The organism is Dyadobacter jejuensis (assembly GCF_003149085.1).
Classification (GTDB): Bacteria; Bacteroidota; Bacteroidia; order Cytophagales; family Spirosomataceae; genus Dyadobacter; species Dyadobacter jejuensis.
The window spans coordinates 1-21,277 of sequence record NZ_QGDT01000008.1 but is presented as its reverse complement, the minus strand read 5'-3'; the positions used below and the strand labels follow the sequence as shown (position 1 = coordinate 21,277).

Sequence of the window (21,277 nt, the reverse complement as noted above, 5' to 3'; positions counted from 1 at the left end):
GGGATAGGGTGTTCCTAGTCTAATTTGAGCTCAAAATTACATCAAATACGAATGAATGAGGTATGTTGGATTCTTTTTTAACTTTTATTAACCATTTTAATCCAGCGCTCCACCAACGCCCTACTTTATTGGCCGTAAGTGGTGGGGTGGATTCCATGGTGATGCTCGATCTGTTCTCGAGAGCAGGCTTGCCGGTTGTTGTGGCTCATTGTAATTTTGGCCTACGAGGAGAAGCGTCACTTAACGACGAGGGCTTCGTACGAGAGAAAGCCCTTGCCTACGGTTTTCCTTGTGAAGTCACGCATTTTCAAACCAAGGCCTTTGCCAAAGAAAATGGACTGTCGACCCAGATGGCGGCGCGCGAATTACGCTACCAGTGGTTCGAGTTCCTAAGGGAAACCCAACAATTTCACTGGATTGCTACGGCGCATCATCTCAACGATTCTTTGGAGACTAGCCTCCTGAATCTGGTGCGAGGCACGGGCATTGCGGGTTTAAAAGGCGTGCCGGTACAAGCGGAAAGGGTGATACGTCCTCTTTTGTTTGCCTCTAGAGATCAGATTCTCGACTATGCCCAAGCTCAAAACATCAGTTGGGTGGAGGATCAGTCCAATGCTTCTTTGGACTACGATCGCAACCTGATACGTCATCGGGTAGTCCCTGTTTTAAAAGGACTCAATCCGTCATTAGAGGAGGGGTTCAGGAGCTCATCAGAACGGTTTAGGGCAGCGGATCGGCTTCTTTCGCATTTTCTGGGCCAATGGAAGCAGGAGGTGTTACGCCTTCGGGACAACGCCTGGTATATAGACCTCGAGCGCCTTTGGTCCGAACAGGAGGTGGCTTATAGGCTTTTCTTTCTGCTTAGTGACTTTGATTTCAACGACCGGCAAATTCCTTCTATCCTCGAGGCGGGGAGGCATCATTCGGGCAAAAGGTTCTATTCGAATACCCATTGTCTGCTGGTCGACAGAGGCCAATATATCATTAAACAACTCAAGGAACCCGAAGAAATCGGTTCTCAATACATTTGGGACTTACCCGCTCAGCTGAGGGTAGGGGGTGGGCAGCTCCTGCTCGATGAACGTATACGCAGCTCCGAAATAAATCTTCAGGCCGACCCGGCCATGGTTTTCCTGAATCCCGAAGGTCTAAAATTTCCTTTGGAGCTAAGGCGCTGGGTTCAAGGCGACCGCCTCCGTCCTTTTGGGATGAAAGGACGATCCAAAAAGGTAAGTGACCTATTGATCGACTCCAAGATGAATGTCTTTGAAAAGGATAAAGTGAGGGTCCTCGTCAATGCGGATGGGGAGATTATCTGGGTGGTGGGGCTGCGGGCGAGTGAAAAATACCGCCTCGCCGAAGGCTTCGCCGAAGGCCTCGGCGACCCAGTGGAACGGATGGTGGTAGGAATATGGAAGGCACAAAAAAATGCCCAGGACTAAGTCTAGGGCATTTTTTGTTATGCTCTAAGGGATTTTTATGAGAATAGTTTCCCTAATGAGCCGTTATAGAGTTCTTGTGCCTTTTCAGATGCTATAATGGTTTGTCCATCTACTACGAAGCCCCCGTTGGTAACTTGGCCTATTAGGGCATGTGGGGTCTTGAGCGCTTCGCCCAATAGTTTTTGGAAGGCACCTTGCATGGCAGGCTTGATACTTACCACCGCACGACTTTGCGCTTCGCCAAACAGATAGGCGTCCTTGCGGAAGTTGGAGTCGGTGGCGATCTGGAAGCCTAGGTTGTTGGGGAGTGCCGCTTCGGCTACCGCCACAAATAAACCTCCATCGGATACATCGTGAATAGAGCTCGCCATTTTGCTGCTGATAATGGCCTTAAGGCTTTCTTGGAGGCTGTGCTCTTCCTCTAAGTCGAAGGCAGGTGCAGGCGATTTCTTTACTTCTCTAAAGCTATATAGATATTCGGAAGAAGCGATATCGTCTTTGGGAGCCCCTACTAGATAGATCAAGTCGCCCGATTCCTGGAAAGCCAGGGTGGTTTGGCGCTCTGGATCTTCTATAAGTCCTATCATCCCGATGGTAGGCGTTGGGAATACTGGTCCGTCGTCGGAGCTTTGGTTGTAGAAACTCACGTTACCACCTGTTACGGGGGTGTTGAATTTCAGGCAGGCCTTGCTCATTCCTTTTACGGCTTCCACAAACTGCCAGTATACCTCAGGCACGTAAGGGTTTCCGAAATTAAGGTTGTTGGTAACGGCGAGGGGTTCCGCTCCAGAGCATACCAGGTTTCTGGCAGCTTCCGATACGGCAATTTGAGTGCCAACAAATGGGTCGGCATTCACGTAGCGGCTATTACAGTCTACCGTCATGGCGATAGATTTGTTGTAGTTAGGGCGCTTCACATCGCGAATCCGCACTACTGCCGCGTCGGAAGGGGCGTTAGTGGTGCGTGTGGCGGTACCTACCATAGAGTCGTATTGTTGCGACACCCATTGGCGTGAACAGATATTGGGGTGCGAAAGCAGGTGTTCGGCTACCGTAACGATCTCGGCCGCATCTACATCTTTTACTGCATTTGTATCGAATTTTTTGAATTCTTCGAAGTAAGCTGGCTCGGTATAGGCCCGGTGGTATTGAGGAGCTCCTCCGCCTAGTACCAGGTCGTGTGCGGGCACGTCGGCAATCAGTTCACCATGTTGGTAAAAATGTAGACGCTTGCTGTCGGTTACTTCGCCGATTTGCATACAGTGAAGGTCCCATTTATCGAAGATGGCCTGGATATTCTCTTCCTTGCCTTTTTCTACGACTACCAACATCCGTTCTTGCGACTCCGACAAAAGGATCTCCCAGCCATGCATATTGGCTTGGCGGGTAGGGACCTTGTCGAGGTCGATCATCATCCCGAAGCCATCTTTGGCGCTCATTTCGGAAGTGGAGCAGATAATTCCTGCCGCACCCATGTCTTGAATACCGATCACATCGCCAGTAGCGATAATCTCCAAAGTAGCTTCTAGGAGTAGTTTCTCCATAAAAGGGTCACCCACCTGCACGGCAGGAAGCTTCTCGTTCGATTTGTCGGTAATATCTTCTGAAGCGAAGGTGGCACCGTGAATACCATCTTTCCCCGTAGCAGATCCTACGATATAAACGGGGTTTCCTACTCCATAAGAGGTGGCTTTGGCTACTTTGCCTATTTCTACAATACCAGCCGAAAATGCATTGACAAGGGGGTTGGTATTATAAGATTCGTCGAAGAATAGCTCGCCACCCACCGTAGGGATCCCGAAGGCGTTACCATAGTCGCCGATTCCTTTTACGACACCTTTTACCAGCCATTTTGTTTTGGCCAGCTCAGGGTTGCCAAAACGTAGGGAGTTAAGCTGAGCGATAGGACGTGCACCCATCGTGAAAATATCGCGGTTGATGCCGCCTACTCCCGTAGCCGCTCCTTGGTAAGGCTCCAATGCCGAAGGGTGGTTATGCGATTCTATTTTAAAGCTGCAGGCCAGTCCATCACCGATGTCTACCAATCCGGCGTTTTCCTCACCCGCTTTGGCTAGCATACGGTCGCTTTCCTTGGGTAAGGTTTTGAGCCAAACGATAGAATTCTTGTAAGAACAGTGTTCCGACCACATTACCGAGAAGATACTGAGCTCAGTGAAGTTCGGAGTGCGGCCAAGGATGTCCTTAATTTTATCAAATTCTTCGGGAAGAACGCCTAATTTGCGGGCCGTTTCGACGGTAGGGAGGGCGTTGCCATCCTGTATTTCGGTATTTGACACTATTTTGATGGTTTAACTGGGAATGTTTCTAAGGCGTGATTTTGTATGACGCCCGTATCTTGCCGCAAAATTAAGCTTTTAGAATAAGAGTAACGATATTGAAATAAAATTTCTGTAAAACTATTGCAATTAAAAAGAAAATATCTACCTTTGCCCCACGTTAAGCAAAAAGCTTGACGGTTCGACTTAAAGAGAGATGGCAGAGTGGTCGATTGCGACGGTCTTGAAAACCGTTGACTGTAACAGGTCCGGGGGTTCGAATCCCTCTCTCTCTGCAGAAACCCGCTTCAATTTTTTGGAGCGGGTTTTTTTTATGTCTTTTTGGAATTGTTTTGATACTCTGGTCTGGATTCAATGGACTCTTTATCAGATAGTGAAATGGAACGGATTTATTAGGGTCTTCAGATTCCTTGACGATCGCAGGGGCTAATGGGATGAACAGAAAGCTCATGTCAAACTAAGGGCACATGGAATTCATGAAAAGACTATGACCAGGCGTAGCAGCATGGCTCCTTAAAGTCATTTATTTCCTGACATCTTTAGCGTAAATCATACAGGTGCATGCCGTACCTTAAAGGGATCGAGATCTAAACTGTTGTTTGGATTATCGGTAACAAAACAACCCAGAGTCCACTTGATTTTCATAAAAATTTCGATATCATTGTAGGGATATCAATAAACTAATACGAATTCGAAACAACGTATGCCGTAATTGGTTGTATTGTAAAATATTTGACATGACCTAAAGAAAATAGTGATTATTCTATTTTTAATCATAATTATTTCAATGGGGTATTCTCTATTTTATAAGTAATTGAAATAGGATAAGTTTTGGATGTGGTTTTCTAAAGATTATGATACTGAAGTATAGAAGCTTGAACTCAAGAAAAAATATTCAAGGACTTATCGACTGAATTATAAAAAGCCCATCGGAATTTGGTCCAATCGTAATCCTGCAGGATGTCATATTCTAAAATGGTCACTTACATACTCTAAATCTCTATATGCCAAGAATCGAATTGCGTACGGAAATCAAAGCCAGTAAGGACATTGTATTCGACTTATCTAGGAGCATTGACTTACATAAAATTTCTACTAAACATACCCACGAAACGGCAATTGCTGGTAAAACTAGCGGGTTAATTGGAATGGGTGAATCGGTTACTTGGAGAGCAAAACACTTTGGTGTATATCAACTGCTGACTTCAAAAATTACGGAATTTGAACGACCAAATGTATTTGTTGATGAAATGGTCAAGGGAGCTTTTAAATGTTTCAGACACGAGCATCATTTTACGGACTTGAATGGAGGGACCTTAATGATCGATTATTTTTATTATGAAGCTCCTCTCGGAATCTTGGGTAGGTTAGCTGACAAGCTATTCTTGCTCAGCTACATGACTCGCTTATTAATAGACCGAAATAGAGTCGTTAAGGAGTTTGCGGAAACAGACAACTGGGAGAAAATACTGGTTCAGTAAAAGTTTATCTAAACAAGCTTTAAATTCATTATGGCCTTTGAGGTTAATAGATAAATTTCTTCAGATGGGAGCCGTTAAAACAAATTCCGTCGACATTTGCCATCAGGAATGCTGACTATGGCCAAGTAGACCTATTAACAATTGTTCAGCCTGATGCTTGAGTACCTTTATCGTGGTCAGATCCACTGCTATACCCGTGTGATTGGCGATATATTACGTGAGTTTCCAAAAAATTAGGGTTGATAACCCCTGCTAAGGTTAACTATTTTCAATGAAAAGCTACCCCCATTACCTCTATATACTGCTGATTTTTGTTTTGTTCGGTGCTCCAGGATATGCCCAAATAAGCGATAGCTTATTTAAGAATTTGCCAGATAGCCTAAAGCCAGTGGATAAAGACCAATTGAGCTTTATGGAAGTCGACAAAATTCTAATCAATGCTTTTAAATATTCTGATTGGTCTCCAGCGATGTATGCCGAAACGGATAAGCTATGCTACAACTTTGCTGGGAAATATCATGAAATAGAAAATGAGAAAGAGCTGTATGAATTCCTGCATGCCGTTTGCAATTATTTATACTATTCCATGTATTATAAAAGGAACAGGAGCAAAGTTGACCATAATTCGTTAAATATATTAAAGAATCATTATATTATTGGTATAAAATATTGTGATTTGTTTATCAAGGAATTTCCTACCAACGTCATTACCTCAAAATATTATCTACCTAATATCTACTTGTATAAAACACATTTTCTAGTCGAACTTGACCGGCAAATTGATGCCTACTACTCAATTGTCAAATCCATGGAAATATCCCGAGAGAGGAATTTACTGACAAGTATTTCAATATCTTATAGCTCTATGGCATACATTGTTGGGGTGTTAGACTTGTCCGATCAGGCCTTAGCTCATTATGACAGTGCATTTTTAGCTATTAAAGATATGCCAGAGACTAACAGTTGGGTTGTAGGGCAGCGTGTTTATCTTCAATTATGCAAACAATTAGCCTTTTTATCAAAATATAGAAAAACGGGTCAAAAGCAATGGGCCGACAGTGTGTACCGCATGTATCATTTAATAAAATTAGCAGATAGGCAGTTTAATGGGGCCGTTGAAGCGGAGTCACATGTGGTTCTGGCAGGGATTGAATACAACCAAAAAAACTTTTATAAAGCCATCAGTCATATTGATTCTGCTTTTCAAATATACCCCGATCTGTTTAGGCTGGGGTCTGCCGCTGATGGTGTGGCTTATAAGGCGCTGAGTCTTTTAAAAATGGGCGATACGCAAGCTGGAAGATCTTTACTGAAAACGCTAGACTTTTCTAAGCTGTCAGACCCGGTGAGGGTAGAGGTATTGGAAGAGCTATATAAGTTTGAGAAGCAGCAGGGAGATCTTCGCAAAGCCATGGCGTATCACGAACATTTACTTGCCTATGTTAAGAAAAAAGCGCTATTGGACTTAAGAGGCAAGGCACTTGAAATGGAACAATTTTATAAAGTAAAGCAAAAAGAGAAACAAATACTGCTTCTGGAGGCAAGCCATAGGCAAAACCTAATTGTGGCTGGGTTTTTAATTCTTATCATTATATGCGCCTTAGTGGCGATCATGTTCCGATATAGAGCGAGTCGGCTAAACGCTCAAAGGCTGATCAGCCAGTTAGATGAGCTTACTCAGGGTCAAATTGTTCTGATAGAAGAAGCAGAGGAAAATGAAAGGAAAAGATTGGCTCAGAATTTGCACGATGATATTGCTGCCTCCATCGCTTCATGCGTAATTTATTTAAGAATGTTAGCCGATCAATTGACCGATGAAAAGAAAACAAGCAGAGATTTAAGAAGTATTTCGGACATGATGGAAGCTAGTTATGAAAGCGTACGGGCCAAATCCCATCAACTATTTTTAAGTAGCGGCAACAAGCAGTTTATTAATAAGTTAGAGGAGCAGGTTAATCTTTTAACAGTTGCAGCGCAAATGAAAGTGCATTTGAATGCAGTCATTGAAAACACGCAGCTTCTAACCGAAGTGAAGACGGCTATCTTATTAATTCTAAAAGAATCCATCACCAATATAATCAAACACTCCTCGGCATCGGAAGTAGAAATTCTGCTATATCTAGACAATGGGAATCTTATACTTGAGGTTACGGACAACGGCAAAGGATTTGTGGATAAGAAATTAGCGCTTGATGAAGGCTTTAAAACATTCGGTCTTAAATCTATCAGAGAAAGGACTCAAAAATTAAAAGGAACCTTTCATATTTTTTCGCCTAACCAAAAGGGTGTTTCAATTGTTATTAATATTCCGTTGCAGCACGCCACAACGGATTCTATGAGGTAAGTATGCCGTAATGTAGGATATTCGATTTTTTACTTTAATCATTAGATATCAAACCGGTACGCAGGGTATAGGCGATCAATTCAGTCATGGAGTGAAATTCGGATTTCGAAAGCAGATTTCTACGGTGGGTAAGGACGGTGTTTTTGCTGATATGAAGTAGCCTTGCAATTTGTTCAACGTTCTGGCTTTTAGCGAATAGGCTCAGTATTTCTAACTCCCTCGCTGTAAAGTCCAAGTGCTGTTTTCCTGAAGTTTGTTCATGGAGCATTTCCTGTATCCTAGGAGAAAGGTATATTTGGTTGTCAGCAAATGCTTTCAAACATGGAAAAATATGTTCCATTCCATCCGTTTTACTGATAATTCCTTCTACCTGGTTTAGTTTGATTTTTTGAATCAAGGATGCGTTTGTAAAGCTGCTTACGATGACGATGCGAATCTTAGGGCAGAATCTGCGCAGGTCGGACATTAGAAATAAGGTGTTGGTATCTGGTATAAAATAATCCAGAAAGAGTACCACCTTGCTTATGGAATTCTCCTGAATAAAATCTCTTAGTTCTTGTTCCTTATCATAATATCTTACAGATAAAAACAACCCGGTTCTTTCTAGAATCATTGCGAATATAGAAGCAAACATTCTGTGGTCGTCCAGTACTAATGCGGTCCAGTTTTTAAAGGCTGTTTTCACTTGATGAGTGGCTATTATAGTATTCATTCGGAAGGACAATATTAAAAGGTTTTGCAGGAAATTAAACTAAATACCAGAATAAGCAACTGTAACTACCTCTAGAAAGGTAGAAATATATTCAAAATACTGCTAGAAAAGTATTTTAGTAGACCATGTCTTTTCTAAAATTTGTACTGTCTAAATGCCACACTATTAAAGAATTACTAAACAGGGAAATATTACAATGCTGTGGTAAAATTTTCATCCCAAAACTAGTACACTATGCTAAACATTTTTATTATCGATCATAGACCAATCCCAAGATTTGGAATTCGATATCTTCTCAATCAAAGTTTAAAGAATTTCCAATTACATGATTTTAATTCAGTGAATGAAATAAGTTCACGAATCAATCTCCCCACTCCAAATTTGATTTTTATAGGTGCCGATCCGGAGCTACCAGGAATACAAATTCTGCAAAGATTGAAAAGGGTATTCTGTGACAGTAGGTTTATTGTATATGACTTAGAGACAAAAGCCGGTGAAGGGGTCAAATTTTTTCGTTCTGGTGCCCATGGGTTTCTATCGAAATTGAGTGATTTAGATTCTTTAAGTCAGTGCTTGAAAACGGTTATGGATGGTAAATTATACTTGGATGCTAAGGATTTAACAATGATTCTTGAAGAGATACTAGTCGGTAGTAAACCTTCTCAACGCTCATTTCGGCAGTTTACCCTATCACAAAGACAAAAAGAAATTGCTAGTTTATTTGCAAAGGGAATGGGAACCTCCGGAATTGCAAAAAAACTAGGATTAAGTCCTTCCACGGTGAGTACCGTAAAGGCAAAGGTCTACCAAAAGCTTAATATTAATAACGTTGTAGATTTGAAAAGTACTTTAGCACAAACAAGATCTGACTTGTAATATATTGCGAAGACTAGGAAGCTGCGACATTCATACTCTCTCTAATTTTTTCTATTATAAAGCAAGTATTTTCTGAATGTTTGGGCATGAGGTAAGATCAGCCTATTGAAAGTTAACGTATCGTTCAGAAACCTATTAAAGTTTGATCTTATCATCATTTTAATCGTATAAATGTACACCAAATAAGGACTAGTGATGCTTTATAATAATCCAATCACTTAATTTATTCACACCTCTCTATTGTGAAAAGAGTAATGGATGATGACTAGGGTCAATCCAATCCATTAAAACGATATAGAGAATTACTACACAATCAATTACCCATATTAGCCGGAGGAAAAGGATCAAAAGCCACAACAGGAATGCTACAAATTCCTCTTTCAAATCTAGATACTAAGTATTAGAGGTTAATAATCTATAAAAGTCGTAATAGAATAATTTTCATCACAAAAATGACAGGCCCTTTTAGCCTAAACTAATTTTTATTGAAATTTTAAATATTTAAAAATGAAACATTTCAACTACATACTTAAGTCGAAACACCATTTGTTAAACACACAAGCAGTAATATTGTTTGCGTTAATGATTCTTTTTTTTGCATCAACTTATGCCCAAACTCCGTTGAAGCAAAAAGCAGGTAGCCTCACTACTGCGAACGGACCCGTTTATACACCACAGGTAGTAACATTGTATAACGGTGCCTCTGCAGCTATGCCTAATATTACTGTAACCTACACCCTATCTAACCAGCAATTTGGACCCTCTATGCCTGTGAGGCAATTAGAGGGATTGCCAAACGATTATGGGATTTCCTTTGGTGGAGGTTCACTAACTGAAAATTTTCAGATTGGATCACGTGCCAGAAATGCTGTAATAAATTCCGTAGGAAATCCACTCAATAATATGTTTACAGCTTGTGGCACGTGTATCGATGGAATAGATGTAGCGACCGATTATGCAGTAGGATTATTTACAAGTAGCGATGCCTTAATTATAGATGACAATTCATCGATTACGAAAGGTAATAACTTGGAGGCACTGGATGCTAGAATTTATTATGGCGACCTAACCATTTCATTTAATCGCCCAGTCTCAAATCCAGTCTTACAATTAGTAGGTTTAGGAGGAAATTTTATGAATTACGTCTCTAGCTCACGTAAAACAGATTACTACGTACAGGGCTTTTCTACCGAATTTGATCTGGCAAGCACTGAATATACATTAAGTAAATTGGATGGTAATGATTATTTAAATGTTACACCCACTCAAATAACCAATAATGCATCTAAAATAGGAGCTATTTCACAGGGTTCTACCGAATCAGATTATTCAGAAACCTTTAAGAGATATGCTGCTACTGGTAGCGTAAAAGTAAATGGTACCAATATAGTATCCATTACCTTAAAGGTATATTTAAGGGGCGATGGTGGAAACAAAAGCCCAGCCTCTGCCCCATTGGACCCTCTTTGGGCAGGAGATGAGTCTGCTGAGACAGTTTCTGGAGATGCATTTTTAATTTCTACGACTCTTCAGGCCGCTGTTATAGTTGAAGGGAATGTATTTAACGACCCCAATGCCGGTAATGTAAATAACAGTACAGGTTCCGCCAATGTGATTCCCAATAATATTTATGCAAGTTTGGTAGATGATAATGGGAATGTAGTTGAGTCGCAGTTGGTGGCTACTACTGGTACCTATAGTTTCTCCTCGGTTTGGGAAGGGACTTATAGTGTAGTTATAAGCACAGCAGAGGGTGTACAGGGTAGTCCAGCCCCTTCCTCTGTTTTACCTAGTGGTTATGTCCATACCGGGGATTTTAATGGAACTCCTAACTCTGGAAATACAAATATAACCTTTGGTACTAGTTCCCCATTTTTAGTTTCTAATGCTAATGTTAGTAACATTAACTTTGCTATAGAGAGACTTCCAGAAAGCTTTGATCAGAGTTATACTATCAATAAACCGACTGTTGGTCAGACTCTTGTTTTAAATTCATCAGGACTGACAGATAGCCCTGGGCCACTCACTGGCAGCGATCCTGAGGATTATGCCAACCCAGGAGGGACATTGGCTGGGAAAACAGTGAATATAACCTCACCCCCTTCAAATGGAACATTATATTATGACGGGGCAGAAATTCCTGTAGCAACATCGGCCAGTACGCCATTCGTAATCAATAACTACGATCCATCTAAACTTACGTTGGTTCTAACAGGATCAGGATATGTAGAAGTTATTTTTGAATACGCATATGTGGATCTCGCAGCTAAGGCCGACCCTACCCCTGCAACATATAAAATCGACTGGTCTGGGGCTTTGCCAGTAAACCTTATGAGTTTCTATGCTATTAATGTTGAGGGCAATGCTATTCTTTTGAGTTGGGAAACAACAGAAGAAACTAATAGTGAAAAATTTGAGATACAGCATAGCCTAAATGCGAAGGTATGGAGCCCAATTGGAAGTGTACTAGCACTAGGAGAAAATAGGGATCTGACTACCTACAGCTTTACGCATACTTCTCCTGTAAGTGGTGAAAATTTGTACCGCCTAAAAATGATAGACCAAGATGCGACTTTCGCGTACAGCCGTATTCAAAGTGTGAAATTTGAGGACAAAGAGATAAAATTAATACTTCACCCGAATCCAGCTTCAGACTATATATTTCTAAAAGATGCAGATGGACAAACGTTGTCATCCGATAAAGTAGTAGAATTGTCTATTATGAATACAAAAGGTGAGGAAGTTTACAAAATTACATCCTCTGTTTCATCCCACGGGATTAATATGACTGGTTTAGCTATAGGTATGTATATTATAAAAATCACCCTTGCTGACGGATCATTGAGCACCCATAAATTGTTGATAGAGAAATAATCATTTTTGACTTGTTAATACCTTGCCCCTTCCGAAGAAATATGCTTTTGAAGGGGCGTTTTTTGTACTAATTCTATGATCATGAAGGGGGGGGAATATAATGCGGATCGACACCCCAGTGTCATACGCCTATTGATATGGTAAAATACGTTTAATATTTTGAAATATTTCTGTATTGGAACTAAAAACTTTTACCAAAAATCGCCTACTCAATATGAATTTGGTCGTAACCATCGGTGGTTATTTGTAAGAATTTAACATTTTGTAGGCATCAATTATATATGAGGGTCCTTTTAAGAACGGATTTTACTTCATGCTTTGCCTTTATAGGATTCTGCCCAATATTATTAATTGTTTTAATAGAATATAATTCTCTTAAAGAGTGGAAAAAATACCTCGAATACCCTGTAAAAGGTATAGTGTAATCTTAATATACCATTGAAATGGTATTTTTATAACTACTTGATTTTGCAAGATTTGTACTACTGAAAGCCACCCGCTAGGAACTAATTAATTGATGACATGACAAGCCTGTGGATCGTTTTACATTTCTTTAATTAGCAGATTATGCTGAACATTTTCCAAAGAGGTCGTAAACCCTTTCCAAGATTTGGAATTAGGTATCTACTGAATAATAAACTAAAGTACTGTCCATGACATGGTTTTAGCTTGGTTGAGAAAAAAAGCTCGAATTTGGATGTTCACTCTCTAGGGTTAACATTTATAAGTGCAAATGTCGAGCTATATGCAATACCCTTTCTCCGAGGCAGAGAAAGAGATTCTCTAGCATCTGATTTCAATAGTCTTATTAACGATTTGTTCTAAGGCAACGTCGAAATGAAAATTACCGTTTATTTGCGCTTGGCACTGGTACTTGTGGGATTGCTGTAAAAACGGTTGTAAGCCCTTCAACACTAGCACGATAATAGCCATACTCTACGAAAAACTTAATATCAATCATGGTTTGTATCTTAAAAGTACTTTGTCACACATGAGACATGATTAATAAATTTTTCTGACACCAGGGTTTTTAAGATGCCAGTACCAGGTGATTCTTTCCTACTGACAGGGGCGCTTGTGCTTATTATAGCTGGACCAATCCCCATTCTAATCGTTGAATTTTTTACTGATAAACGTCTGTAGTCCTAATTATATTTTAATAATATCACTTTATACTGAATAGTAGATGGTGATGATTAGTACTAATTAAATCACATAAATCAAACACAATAATTCTGCTATGATAAAATCTACATCTTTTGACCGAGTTCATGTTATTTCCATCCAAATCCAAAGGTACGAGTTATAATGCTTTGTCTTTCGCTTGGTAGCTAAACGGTACACACTATCTTTTTTAAACAATTTTAAATTACAAACTATCATGAAAAAAATACACACTTCACAAAATAGATTTTTACTTTTCTTGGCCATAATATACTCTTTCAGCACAATTTCCTATTCGCAAAACTGTCCAAGTTTACCGGGAGGACATTATATTGGTTCATTTGGTTCCTCGTCTCAGGAGTATTTATTCCCAGGTACGGTTCCTTCGGGTTCACCATCAGGTTCTCAGGGAGGCAAAACAATTGGACATTTATATTTTGAAGGTAAAAATATCACCTATGCAAATAGGAGATTGATCACCATTAGGCCAACACTTGATGGATCTAGTTATGGTAAGGTATTACTTCAATTATTTAAACTTCGCTTTAATTCTGGAACTTATTTGAAAATATACCGTGGAAGTAATGAATCGGGAACGCTTGTAGATGAAATCACATCTTCCAATTATGCCTCAAAGGTAGGAGATGAATATATCATAGATGGAGCAGCCACACTTGTTTTTTACGGTCAAACTCCAAATGTTGCTGATAATAATATAATCCGATTTTTAACAGGAGATATTCTGATACAAACTTGTAATGAAGGCAGGAGCGGGCTGGTATGGAAAGACTTCATATCTGCTAATTCCTATGTACTTGTGGACGATCAGGAGGGCCCCTTGAATCCTGATGGGAGTACAAGTTACCCTAACTTTCTACCTGCTTGTATGGCCTATTTTGATGAAAACAAGAATTTCGTGCGGGTTGAAACTGCATTTTGTATAGACCAATTGAAAGATGCTCCAACTCCAGGTTATTGGGAATATCCCGGAGAATATCAATTTTCGATTCACTCAACGACCAATTATGATATTGATCGAGATGGCTTTAATGCGAGTAAGGATAATTTAAAAATTGCAAGGATTTTATGGTTGATCAGTCAAGCTGAAGGAAAAACGTTCGAGATCAAAGGTGATATACAGTGGGGGATATGGGATACACAATATTACTCAGTCACAACAAATTTTTCTAGCAGTAGCTGGGCAGCCAAGGCAAAATCGGCAGTGCCTACAATTCCTTCACCTGTTGAACCAACATTCAGTATGAATTTCCCCAGTGACGAAACTGGTGAGGATGTCGTTAATACTGGTACCATCCAAGTTGACATTCCGTTTTCATGGTCGTCCGTACAAACAGGCCAAACAAAAGTTGTAAAACTTATTATACCTGCGGGTATTGCTGTTCAGTCTGTAACGGGCGGAACACTTTCAGGTTCAAATCTTACAATTACAGCAGCAGTAGCAACACTAACTTTATCCTCATCAGTAATTGGCGAGTTTACTATTAAGGCAGTCTATGATGATCCTTTCTATTGTAATGTAAGCAATCTTAAAGTGTATAAACCATGTAATGCTTCCCCGCAATCTCAGGAATTTTTGCACGTAGGTGAGGAGAATTTGGCACGCCCTTTCCGTTCCATTTTGGTTAAATGGGTTCAGAATCCATTGCCCGTTCGTTTGATGAGTTTTGATGCGTCACTTGAGAATAAAAACGCTGTTCTACAATGGAATTCAGCTGAGGAAGTGAACTTTTCACATTATATAATAGAGAAAAGTACTGATGCAGAAAAATGGAGCTCAATTTCCATGGTATCCAGTAATTCAACTGGGAACTATCAGTTTGTCGATTCAAACATCTCATCGATGACTACTTTTTATTACCGCCTCAAAATGGTCGACCATGACGATACTTATTCCTATAGCCGGATCCAAAATATTTCTTTTGATCAGAAAGGATTAAAATTAATACTTCACCCAAATCCAGCTTCAGACTTTATTTTTCTAAAAGATGCAGATGGACAAACGTTGGCATCCGATAAAGTAGCAGCATTGTCGATTATGAATACACAAGGTGCAGAAGTTTACAAATTAACTTCCCCTGTTTCATCCGACGGAATTAATGTGACCAATTTGACATCCGGAATGTATGTTATAAAGATCACACTAACCGACGGAACACTCAGCACACATAAATTGGTGGTGGGACGATAATCATCCCCTGCCTTTATATACCTTCCCCCTTCGAAAGAAACAAGCTTTTGAAGGGGGATCATTGTATTGTGATTTAGAAGTTGGTCACTCCGCTTAAGGCCCAAGAGCCACAAAGCTTTTCACTCGGTCATGGTTCAGTTTGCATGCACAGGTATTGGTGACGCCTAGAATTTCTTGGAAACTAAAAGCAGCCGAATTACAGAAAAGAGAGAAATTCTCCCATTAAATTAAAACATTGACCCAATGGATGTAAAGTGCAGTACTTCTATTCAAAGGGCTGGATATACGCTTTTTTGTGTTTGTGAACCAAATAGATCAATCAAATAGCCTGGTACTCTAATAGATCTCCTGGCTGACAATCGAGTTCTTTACATATAGATTCCAGTGTCGAAAATCTAATCGCCTTGCCTTTGCTGTTTTTTAGGATAGAGATATTGGCCATAGTTATGCCTATCCGTTCTGATAATTCAGTTACAGACATTTTTCTCTTGGCCAACATAACATCCAGGTTGATTATAATGGGCATTTTTAAATGGTTAATTGATTCTCTTCCAACAATTGATTCCCTTGCTTAAATATTTCGGCCATAATTAAAGCGGCCAGTGATAGAATGATGGGCGTAAACCGTAATGAATAGCTATACAAGTTGGCTTCCTGAGCATTCACAATGGTGATACTTGATAAAATAAAAATGACAAAGAGGTATTTGCACATTTTTTGGAACGATAAAATATTTCTCTGGTGAAAGGTCTCTATTAACTTAACGGATTCAATGACTTTTAGAAACTCTTTTACCGTAAGGAATATAAGGGTTAGTATTCCGATGATTTGTAAATAATTGAAATACAGCGATGTTACCTTGATCTTATCGAGTGCTATCAGGCTATTTGCCTTTGTGTGATCCGTATGCCAGCTTTCAAAAAAGCTATAGGATAATATGCCCTTTTGAGTGAGAAAGCTGACATTCCATCGTGTATAATACAGTGGATCCATCTGTAGATGTATAAAAATGACCGTTGCACCGATCGCCATAAGGGCAATAAGGATATACAATGATTTGCATAGTAAAACAGAAAATTCAAGCGTATTGACCTTTTTCATAGTATTCCGTTTAAAGTTTATTCAAAGATAGTAATAGTAGTTGAATTGCAATAAATAAATATTGATAAACGATATATTTTTATTGAAGTTTATTCTTTAGGCACAAGAATCCGAACCTATTAAATGGTAATTTATCTTAAAAGAAGGATTTGCTTTGCAGCGTTTTATAGTTATGATAATATTCCAGGTGTTTTCGTTACCTGTGCAGGACCTTCCCCAAATCCAGTGAAAATGCCTATGATACTATGCTGGATCGACTTTTTAGGGATACTGGATATTTCCCGTAAAATACGTAAAACGTCTTATGAAACATACAAATCAAGATTTTCAAAAAGTAATTGACGCTTGTGCTGAATGTGCGGTGACTTGCACCCAGTGTGCTACAGCCTGTTTGCAAGAGGAGAATGTGGCCAAATTGGTTCCTTGTATCCGTCTCGACATGGCATGTGCGGCTTTATGCCGCAGCGTAGTGGAGCTGTTGAGTTTAGGAAGTACTTTTAGTGCCCATTTATGTCGGATATGTGTGGATGTCTGTTTGGCTTGCGCCACCGAATGTGAGAAGAATGGCGAAATGGGTATCCGTGAATGTGCCGAGGCCTGCCGCCGCTGTGCGTTGGTCTGTGAAGAAGTTGCCACTGCAGCTTAGCAATAAATTTTGAACCTACTCCGGGTATGATGCCCTTGCAGAACCCCGGAGTGGTATGAACAGACAATCACTATGGAAAATATTTTTTTTACTAGTTGGGAGAGCCTGATTCGAACCTTTATAATCTGTATACTTGCCTATTTCTCGTTGGTGCTGATGTTAAGGATTTCGGGAAAAAGAACCTTGTCACAGATGAAGGAGTTCGACTTCATTGTCACGGTAGCCCTGGGCTCTACCTTGGCTACGGTATTGCTGAGTAAGGATGTAGCCTTGGCAGATGGTACCTTCGCTCTGGCCCTGTTAATTTCCCTTCAGTACCTATTGGCCACTGCCTCGGTACGTTCCAAAAAGTTTTCTAGGCTTATCAGCTCTGAGCCTACCTTGGTATTATACCAAGGGGAGTTTCTGCAAGAAGCCCTAAAAAAGGAAAGGGTCACCGAAAATGAAATACGTTCGGTGCTAAGGAGCCAAGGAGTAAGTTCTATAGCCAAGGTGAAGGCAGTCGTAATGGAGTCCAACGGCAAGTTTACCGTCGTGCAAGAGGGGAGTTTGTCTAATCCCGATTCTCCATTGTCCAACGTCCGCAAGGTAGACGAATAAAGTTTAAGCGCATGCTTCCATGCGCTTATTATATTGGCCGATAGGACAGAGAATCGTAAGCAACCACCCATCCCCATCTTTCCACCCAACGCTTTTCTTTGGAGCTTTGTAGCATGGAAAATATACAAATAAAAAACGAGCATTACTACCGGCAGCTGTACGGGCAGTGGAAGGATAGCAACTTAGGCGTCAAGGCATTTTGGGAGCAGCAATCGGTCAAATACGCAATATTTAGATATTGGATTCGGAAATGCCATCAGGCCTGTAGCCTTAGGCCGGAAAAAGCGAAACGTCGCACCGTACCTATTCGCTGGTACACATGAAACAGCCCAAAATGCGGCCATGATCTATTCCTTGTTTGCTACCTGCAAAAAACACAACGAGAATCCAAACGATTGGCTACTGGACGTACTACGCAAACTCAACGATAACCATTACGATGGTAAGTTCTCCGACCTGCTTCCGCATAGGTGGAAAACATCCCAAACCCTATTAATTAAGTAGCAATAGGGGGATGGTCGACTGCTTACAGTTTTTCTCAAATGTGTGGTAACGGTCTCGGCTATGTGTAGTTGCGTAAATTTAGCAATAATTTTCCAAGTACGACCAAATTGAAAATCCGCGAGGATTTTCAAAAGGAGCACGAAAAAAGCAATTACATATAGCCATTGTTGCCAGTAGTTTTTATTAATTTAGGTTTTTATTCTGTTATTTTTATTTCAGAATTTAGCTTTATTAAGTCCGAAATCAGCTCGTCGTTATTTTCAGGTGCGACATAAACTTCATCATATTTATTGAACTTTATAATAAGTCCATTTCTAGCCAATGCGGGTTTAATTCCGCTCCACTTTGTTTCTCCTTTCAGAATTTCTTTTATGTTCAGTATTTCAATTTTTCCTCTTAAAAATCCAGAGCGATAAATCAGTTTGTTATTTTCAATTTTATAATATGTATCAAAATATATCCAAAATATTAATATCAATGGACTCAATAATGGCAATAATATAAATGGTTTTTCCGTAAAAGTGCTTTTTTCAAGATAGAATACAATAATCGGTAAAATCAAAGAACCAATTAATAAATAATTGATAAATCCTTTTCTATTTGCTTTATAAATTTTCATTCTATTCGGTTTTTCTCAAATTACTGGCAACATTAGTATAAACACCCACAATAAAAGCAATGTCGTATATATCGTTAATGTCAATACCTATTTTTTCTTGAAAATATCGAAATTATCTAAATAATCAAGCGGACTCTTTACAACTTTATTATTTACAGACAATACGTGGGTTAAACTTCGGTGGTTTTGCTACTACTATGCCCAAGGATTCAAGCAGTTAAGAACATGGAGTTCCCGGATGATGTGCTCGTTGTGAGCAATCAGACAGATGCCTAAATATTGACAGATCCTTTATGTAATTTCTTTTTAAAGCCGCTGCAATCGTTAATTCTTCTATATAGAGTAATGAAAATATTCGCATCGCACATACTAATTACGCTAAACACTATACGTGTTTACCAGTACTTAAAAACAATGAGGCTGTTTCTATAAACAGAAACAACCTCATTTTTCTAGCTGCATGGAAATAATCTCAAACGTCGTTTTATTCCTTTTGGCGTTTGCTCTTCCTTTTTGTCTGTCTTTTCAGATTCCTTTTTGGCCAGGTTCGATGGTTTATCTGTTTTCATCGATTTTTCTATGCACTGCTCAACCTCCCTAAGTATATTGTTTAGTTCTTTTAACTGGCCTTCTTTTGGGTACGATTTATTGATAAATTGTTCATGTGATTTTTTATCTGCGTTACATTCGGTGATTCTTTGTTTATGTTGGGTTATTAGGTTTTCAATCTTTTCAAAGGAGACTGCCTTATTTATGAATTCACCTGCCGTAGAAGGTTTCTTAGTGGCCAGATTGCCATTGTTGTGCGAATATCTAATGCAATTTGGTGATACTACCTCCCATCGGGTCAATAATCTTGATGCCCCGTTTACCGGATTAAAGTCTACGTACGCATTCATGATCAGCTCAAATCCCGCAGTCTTTAATAAAGTAGTTTTGTCGCCTTTTTTTGCATTATATTCAAGCTGTAACATTTAATTTCCCTTCAGTACCTATTGGCCACTGCCTCGGTACGTTCCAAAAAGTTTTCTAGGCTTATCAGCTCTGAGCCTACCTTGGTATTATACCAAGGGGAGTTTCTGCAAGAAGCCCTAAAAAAGGAAAGGGTCACCGAAAATGAAATACGTTCGGTGCTAAGGAGCCAAGGAGTAAGTTCTATAGCCAAGGTGAAGGCAGTCGTAATGGAGTCCAACGGCAAGTTTACCGTCGTGCAAGAGGGGAGTTTGTCTAATCCCGATTCTCCATTGTCCAACGTCCGGAAGGTAGACGAATAAAGTTTAAGCGCATGCTTTATTTTTCGCTGAAGTCGGGCCTAAAACTTAATAAGAGAGCTACTTTTGAGCGTCTAGAAGAACAAGGGAAGACTAATTTAGTGAAATGGTCCAACTAACTCATCCAAGAGCCTGTGAAGCGATGGGAGCCATTCAAGCTTCTTGGTTCAATTCCATCCGGCATTCTCATGGATATCCTTTTATTTGAAGTCGAAATTGACGAAATTGAAGGATTGAATCGTGGTGCGAATCGTATCATCAAGCCATTCATACCCCGCGTAGATAAATGAAAGAGGTGAATAGCGCTTGGCAATTTTGCCATTCATTGATTTCGATTTTCTTTATTCTGACGAAGCAGTCAAGATTGCTTATAACGACCATGAAACCAGAAAGCTCAAATATACAGCATATAACGACGGAAGTAAGGCGGCTAATTGCACAAAGTCGACAGAACGTCGCGTTAGCAGTGAATGCTTCCATGAGCTTATTATATTGGCAGATAGGACAGAGAATCAACCAGGAAGTTTTGCAAGTTAAGCGTGCAGAGTATGGCAAATATGTCATATCGTCGATATCTAAACAATTAATGGCAGAATTTGGGGGGTCATTTTCTGAAAAGAATTTGCGAAGAATGGTTCAATTTGCAACTGTTTTTCCAGACGAGCAAATTGTCGTATCGCTGATACGACAATTATCATGGACACATATTCTTGCCCTAATTCCAATTACAGACCCACTTAAAAGGGCATTTTACATTCAAATTTGCATACATGAAAACTGGAGTGTGCGAACTTTTAGAGAAAGAATAAACTCCATGTTGTATGAGCGAACTGCCATTAGCAAAAAGCCCGAACAAACGATCACCAACGATTTAGACCTACTGAGGTCCGAACATCAACTAAGTCCAGACTTGGTGTTTAGAGATCCTTACGTTTTGGATTTTTTGGGCCTATCAGAGACGTATTCCGAAAAGGATTTAGAAGCCAGTATTATTGTAGAATTACAACGGTTTATCGTTGAAATGGGAACCGATTTCGCATACTGCATATTCTGTTCTATACTGACCCCCTTCTGGTGATACTGACCCCTCTATAAATAGTTTTGGAGCGTAGACTCCAATGGTCTGACAATTTTACA

General features: G+C 39.9%; 18 protein-coding genes and 1 tRNA gene. 13 read left to right on the top strand and 6 right to left on the bottom strand.

Annotated elements, in window-relative coordinates; translation table 11 throughout:
- Positions 1–62: 62 nt before the first annotated feature.
- A complete protein-coding gene (gene tilS, locus CLV98_RS14985; protein WP_109675340.1) occupies positions 63–1,442 on the top strand; it encodes a tRNA lysidine(34) synthetase TilS in 1,380 nt (459 codons plus the stop codon).
- A gap of 35 nt (positions 1,443–1,477) precedes the next feature.
- On the opposite strand, the gene purL is transcribed toward tilS, so the two are convergent.
- On the bottom strand, positions 1,478–3,748 hold the full coding sequence (purL, locus tag CLV98_RS14980; protein ID WP_374755193.1) for a phosphoribosylformylglycinamidine synthase subunit PurL: 2,271 nt from the start codon (positions 3,746–3,748) through the stop codon (positions 1,478–1,480).
- Between the two features lie 181 nt (positions 3,749–3,929).
- Between purL and CLV98_RS14975 the strand changes: the two genes are divergently transcribed.
- The 3 genes from CLV98_RS14975 (at position 3,930) to CLV98_RS14965 (ending at position 7,564) form a co-directional block, all read left to right on the top strand.
- Positions 3,930–4,014: transfer RNA gene (locus CLV98_RS14975), tRNA-Ser, on the top strand.
- A 729-nt stretch (positions 4,015–4,743) separates the two neighbouring features.
- The gene (locus tag CLV98_RS14970; protein WP_109675338.1) at positions 4,744–5,220 is read left to right on the top strand and encodes an SRPBCC family protein; all 477 of its coding nucleotides are present in this window, start codon (positions 4,744–4,746) and stop codon (positions 5,218–5,220) included.
- Between the two features lie 271 nt (positions 5,221–5,491).
- Positions 5,492–7,564: a sensor histidine kinase gene (locus tag CLV98_RS14965; RefSeq protein ID WP_109675336.1), complete on the top strand. Its 2,073-nt coding sequence runs from the start codon at positions 5,492–5,494 to the stop codon at positions 7,562–7,564.
- Between the two features lie 34 nt (positions 7,565–7,598).
- Here CLV98_RS14965 and CLV98_RS14960 read toward each other — a convergent pair whose 3' ends face one another.
- On the bottom strand, positions 7,599–8,276 hold the full coding sequence (locus CLV98_RS14960; RefSeq protein ID WP_109675334.1) for a response regulator transcription factor: 678 nt from the start codon (positions 8,274–8,276) through the stop codon (positions 7,599–7,601).
- A gap of 234 nt (positions 8,277–8,510) precedes the next feature.
- Here CLV98_RS14960 and CLV98_RS14955 point away from each other — a divergent pair, with 234 nt between their 5' ends.
- From CLV98_RS14955 to CLV98_RS14945, 3 genes are all read left to right on the top strand, one after another.
- Positions 8,511–9,152, top strand: a complete 642-nt coding sequence (locus CLV98_RS14955; RefSeq protein WP_109675332.1) for a response regulator transcription factor — start codon at positions 8,511–8,513, stop codon at positions 9,150–9,152.
- A gap of 507 nt (positions 9,153–9,659) precedes the next feature.
- Positions 9,660–12,026, top strand: a complete 2,367-nt coding sequence (locus CLV98_RS14950) for a T9SS type A sorting domain-containing protein (protein WP_109675330.1) — start codon at positions 9,660–9,662, stop codon at positions 12,024–12,026.
- Between the two features lie 1,381 nt (positions 12,027–13,407).
- The gene (locus CLV98_RS14945) at positions 13,408–15,399 is read left to right on the top strand and encodes a T9SS type A sorting domain-containing protein (RefSeq protein WP_109675328.1); all 1,992 of its coding nucleotides are present in this window, start codon (positions 13,408–13,410) and stop codon (positions 15,397–15,399) included.
- Between the two features lie 319 nt (positions 15,400–15,718).
- On the opposite strand, the gene CLV98_RS14940 is transcribed toward CLV98_RS14945, so the two are convergent.
- Both CLV98_RS14940 and CLV98_RS14935 read right to left on the bottom strand, forming a co-directional pair.
- Complete coding sequence (locus tag CLV98_RS14940) at positions 15,719–15,925, bottom strand: helix-turn-helix domain-containing protein (protein WP_109675326.1); 207 nt, start codon at positions 15,923–15,925, stop codon at positions 15,719–15,721.
- Positions 15,926–15,927: 2 nt separating this feature from the next.
- On the bottom strand, positions 15,928–16,500 hold the full coding sequence (locus CLV98_RS14935; RefSeq protein WP_109675323.1) for a DUF2975 domain-containing protein: 573 nt from the start codon (positions 16,498–16,500) through the stop codon (positions 15,928–15,930).
- Positions 16,501–16,804: 304 nt separating this feature from the next.
- Between CLV98_RS14935 and CLV98_RS14930 the strand changes: the two genes are divergently transcribed.
- From CLV98_RS14930 to CLV98_RS14915, 4 genes are all read left to right on the top strand, one after another.
- Positions 16,805–17,146, top strand: a complete 342-nt coding sequence (locus tag CLV98_RS14930) for a four-helix bundle copper-binding protein (RefSeq protein WP_109675321.1) — start codon at positions 16,805–16,807, stop codon at positions 17,144–17,146.
- Between the two features lie 72 nt (positions 17,147–17,218).
- The gene (locus CLV98_RS14925) at positions 17,219–17,746 is read left to right on the top strand and encodes a DUF421 domain-containing protein (RefSeq protein WP_109675319.1); all 528 of its coding nucleotides are present in this window, start codon (positions 17,219–17,221) and stop codon (positions 17,744–17,746) included.
- A gap of 113 nt (positions 17,747–17,859) precedes the next feature.
- The gene (tnpA, locus tag CLV98_RS24315; protein ID WP_109675317.1) at positions 17,860–18,069 is read left to right on the top strand and encodes an IS66 family insertion sequence element accessory protein TnpA; all 210 of its coding nucleotides are present in this window, start codon (positions 17,860–17,862) and stop codon (positions 18,067–18,069) included.
- Between the two features lie 19 nt (positions 18,070–18,088).
- On the top strand, positions 18,089–18,250 hold the full coding sequence (locus tag CLV98_RS14915; RefSeq protein WP_109675316.1) for a transposase domain-containing protein: 162 nt from the start codon (positions 18,089–18,091) through the stop codon (positions 18,248–18,250).
- 196 nt (positions 18,251–18,446) lie between these two features.
- On the opposite strand, the gene CLV98_RS14910 is transcribed toward CLV98_RS14915, so the two are convergent.
- Together CLV98_RS14910 and CLV98_RS14905 are read right to left on the bottom strand one after the other, a co-directional pair.
- Positions 18,447–18,869: a PH domain-containing protein gene (locus tag CLV98_RS14910; protein WP_109675314.1), complete on the bottom strand. Its 423-nt coding sequence runs from the start codon at positions 18,867–18,869 to the stop codon at positions 18,447–18,449.
- A 452-nt stretch (positions 18,870–19,321) separates the two neighbouring features.
- The gene (locus CLV98_RS14905) at positions 19,322–19,843 is read right to left on the bottom strand and encodes a hypothetical protein (protein WP_109675312.1); all 522 of its coding nucleotides are present in this window, start codon (positions 19,841–19,843) and stop codon (positions 19,322–19,324) included.
- A 21-nt stretch (positions 19,844–19,864) separates the two neighbouring features.
- On the opposite strand from CLV98_RS14905, the gene CLV98_RS14900 reads away from it, so the two are divergent.
- Together CLV98_RS14900 and CLV98_RS14895 are read left to right on the top strand one after the other, a co-directional pair.
- The gene (locus CLV98_RS14900; protein ID WP_158281271.1) at positions 19,865–20,143 is read left to right on the top strand and encodes a DUF421 domain-containing protein; all 279 of its coding nucleotides are present in this window, start codon (positions 19,865–19,867) and stop codon (positions 20,141–20,143) included.
- A 283-nt stretch (positions 20,144–20,426) separates the two neighbouring features.
- Entirely contained in the window at positions 20,427–21,218 is a 792-nt protein-coding gene (locus CLV98_RS14895) for a PDDEXK nuclease domain-containing protein (RefSeq protein WP_310588726.1), read from the top strand.
- The last annotated feature ends 59 nt before the right edge of the window (positions 21,219–21,277 follow it).

Excerpts from the sequence above, each read along its gene's own strand:
- CLV98_RS14935 (WP_109675323.1), bottom strand. The coding sequence starts at position 16,500 with ATGAAAAAGGTCAATACGCTTGAATTTTCTGTTTTACTATGCAAATCA.
- CLV98_RS14945 (WP_109675328.1), top strand. The coding sequence starts at position 13,408 with ATGAAAAAAATACACACTTCACAAAATAGATTTTTACTTTTCTTGGCC.
- tilS (WP_109675340.1), top strand. The coding sequence starts at position 63 with ATGTTGGATTCTTTTTTAACTTTTATTAACCATTTTAATCCAGCGCTC.
- CLV98_RS14950 (WP_109675330.1), top strand. The coding sequence starts at position 9,660 with ATGAAACATTTCAACTACATACTTAAGTCGAAACACCATTTGTTAAAC.
- CLV98_RS14895 (WP_310588726.1), top strand. The coding sequence starts at position 20,427 with ATGAAAGAGGTGAATAGCGCTTGGCAATTTTGCCATTCATTGATTTCG.
- CLV98_RS14925 (WP_109675319.1), top strand. The coding sequence starts at position 17,219 with ATGGAAAATATTTTTTTTACTAGTTGGGAGAGCCTGATTCGAACCTTT.
- CLV98_RS14910 (WP_109675314.1), bottom strand. The coding sequence starts at position 18,869 with ATGAAAATTTATAAAGCAAATAGAAAAGGATTTATCAATTATTTATTA.
- CLV98_RS14970 (WP_109675338.1), top strand. The coding sequence starts at position 4,744 with ATGCCAAGAATCGAATTGCGTACGGAAATCAAAGCCAGTAAGGACATT.
- CLV98_RS14955 (WP_109675332.1), top strand. The coding sequence starts at position 8,511 with ATGCTAAACATTTTTATTATCGATCATAGACCAATCCCAAGATTTGGA.
- CLV98_RS14940 (WP_109675326.1), bottom strand. The coding sequence starts at position 15,925 with ATGCCCATTATAATCAACCTGGATGTTATGTTGGCCAAGAGAAAAATG.
- CLV98_RS14960 (WP_109675334.1), bottom strand. The coding sequence starts at position 8,276 with ATGAATACTATAATAGCCACTCATCAAGTGAAAACAGCCTTTAAAAAC.
- CLV98_RS14905 (WP_109675312.1), bottom strand. The coding sequence starts at position 19,843 with ATGTTACAGCTTGAATATAATGCAAAAAAAGGCGACAAAACTACTTTA.
- CLV98_RS14965 (WP_109675336.1), top strand. The coding sequence starts at position 5,492 with ATGAAAAGCTACCCCCATTACCTCTATATACTGCTGATTTTTGTTTTG.
- tnpA (WP_109675317.1), top strand. The coding sequence starts at position 17,860 with ATGGAAAATATACAAATAAAAAACGAGCATTACTACCGGCAGCTGTAC.
- CLV98_RS14915 (WP_109675316.1), top strand. The coding sequence starts at position 18,089 with ATGATCTATTCCTTGTTTGCTACCTGCAAAAAACACAACGAGAATCCA.
- CLV98_RS14930 (WP_109675321.1), top strand. The coding sequence starts at position 16,805 with ATGAAACATACAAATCAAGATTTTCAAAAAGTAATTGACGCTTGTGCT.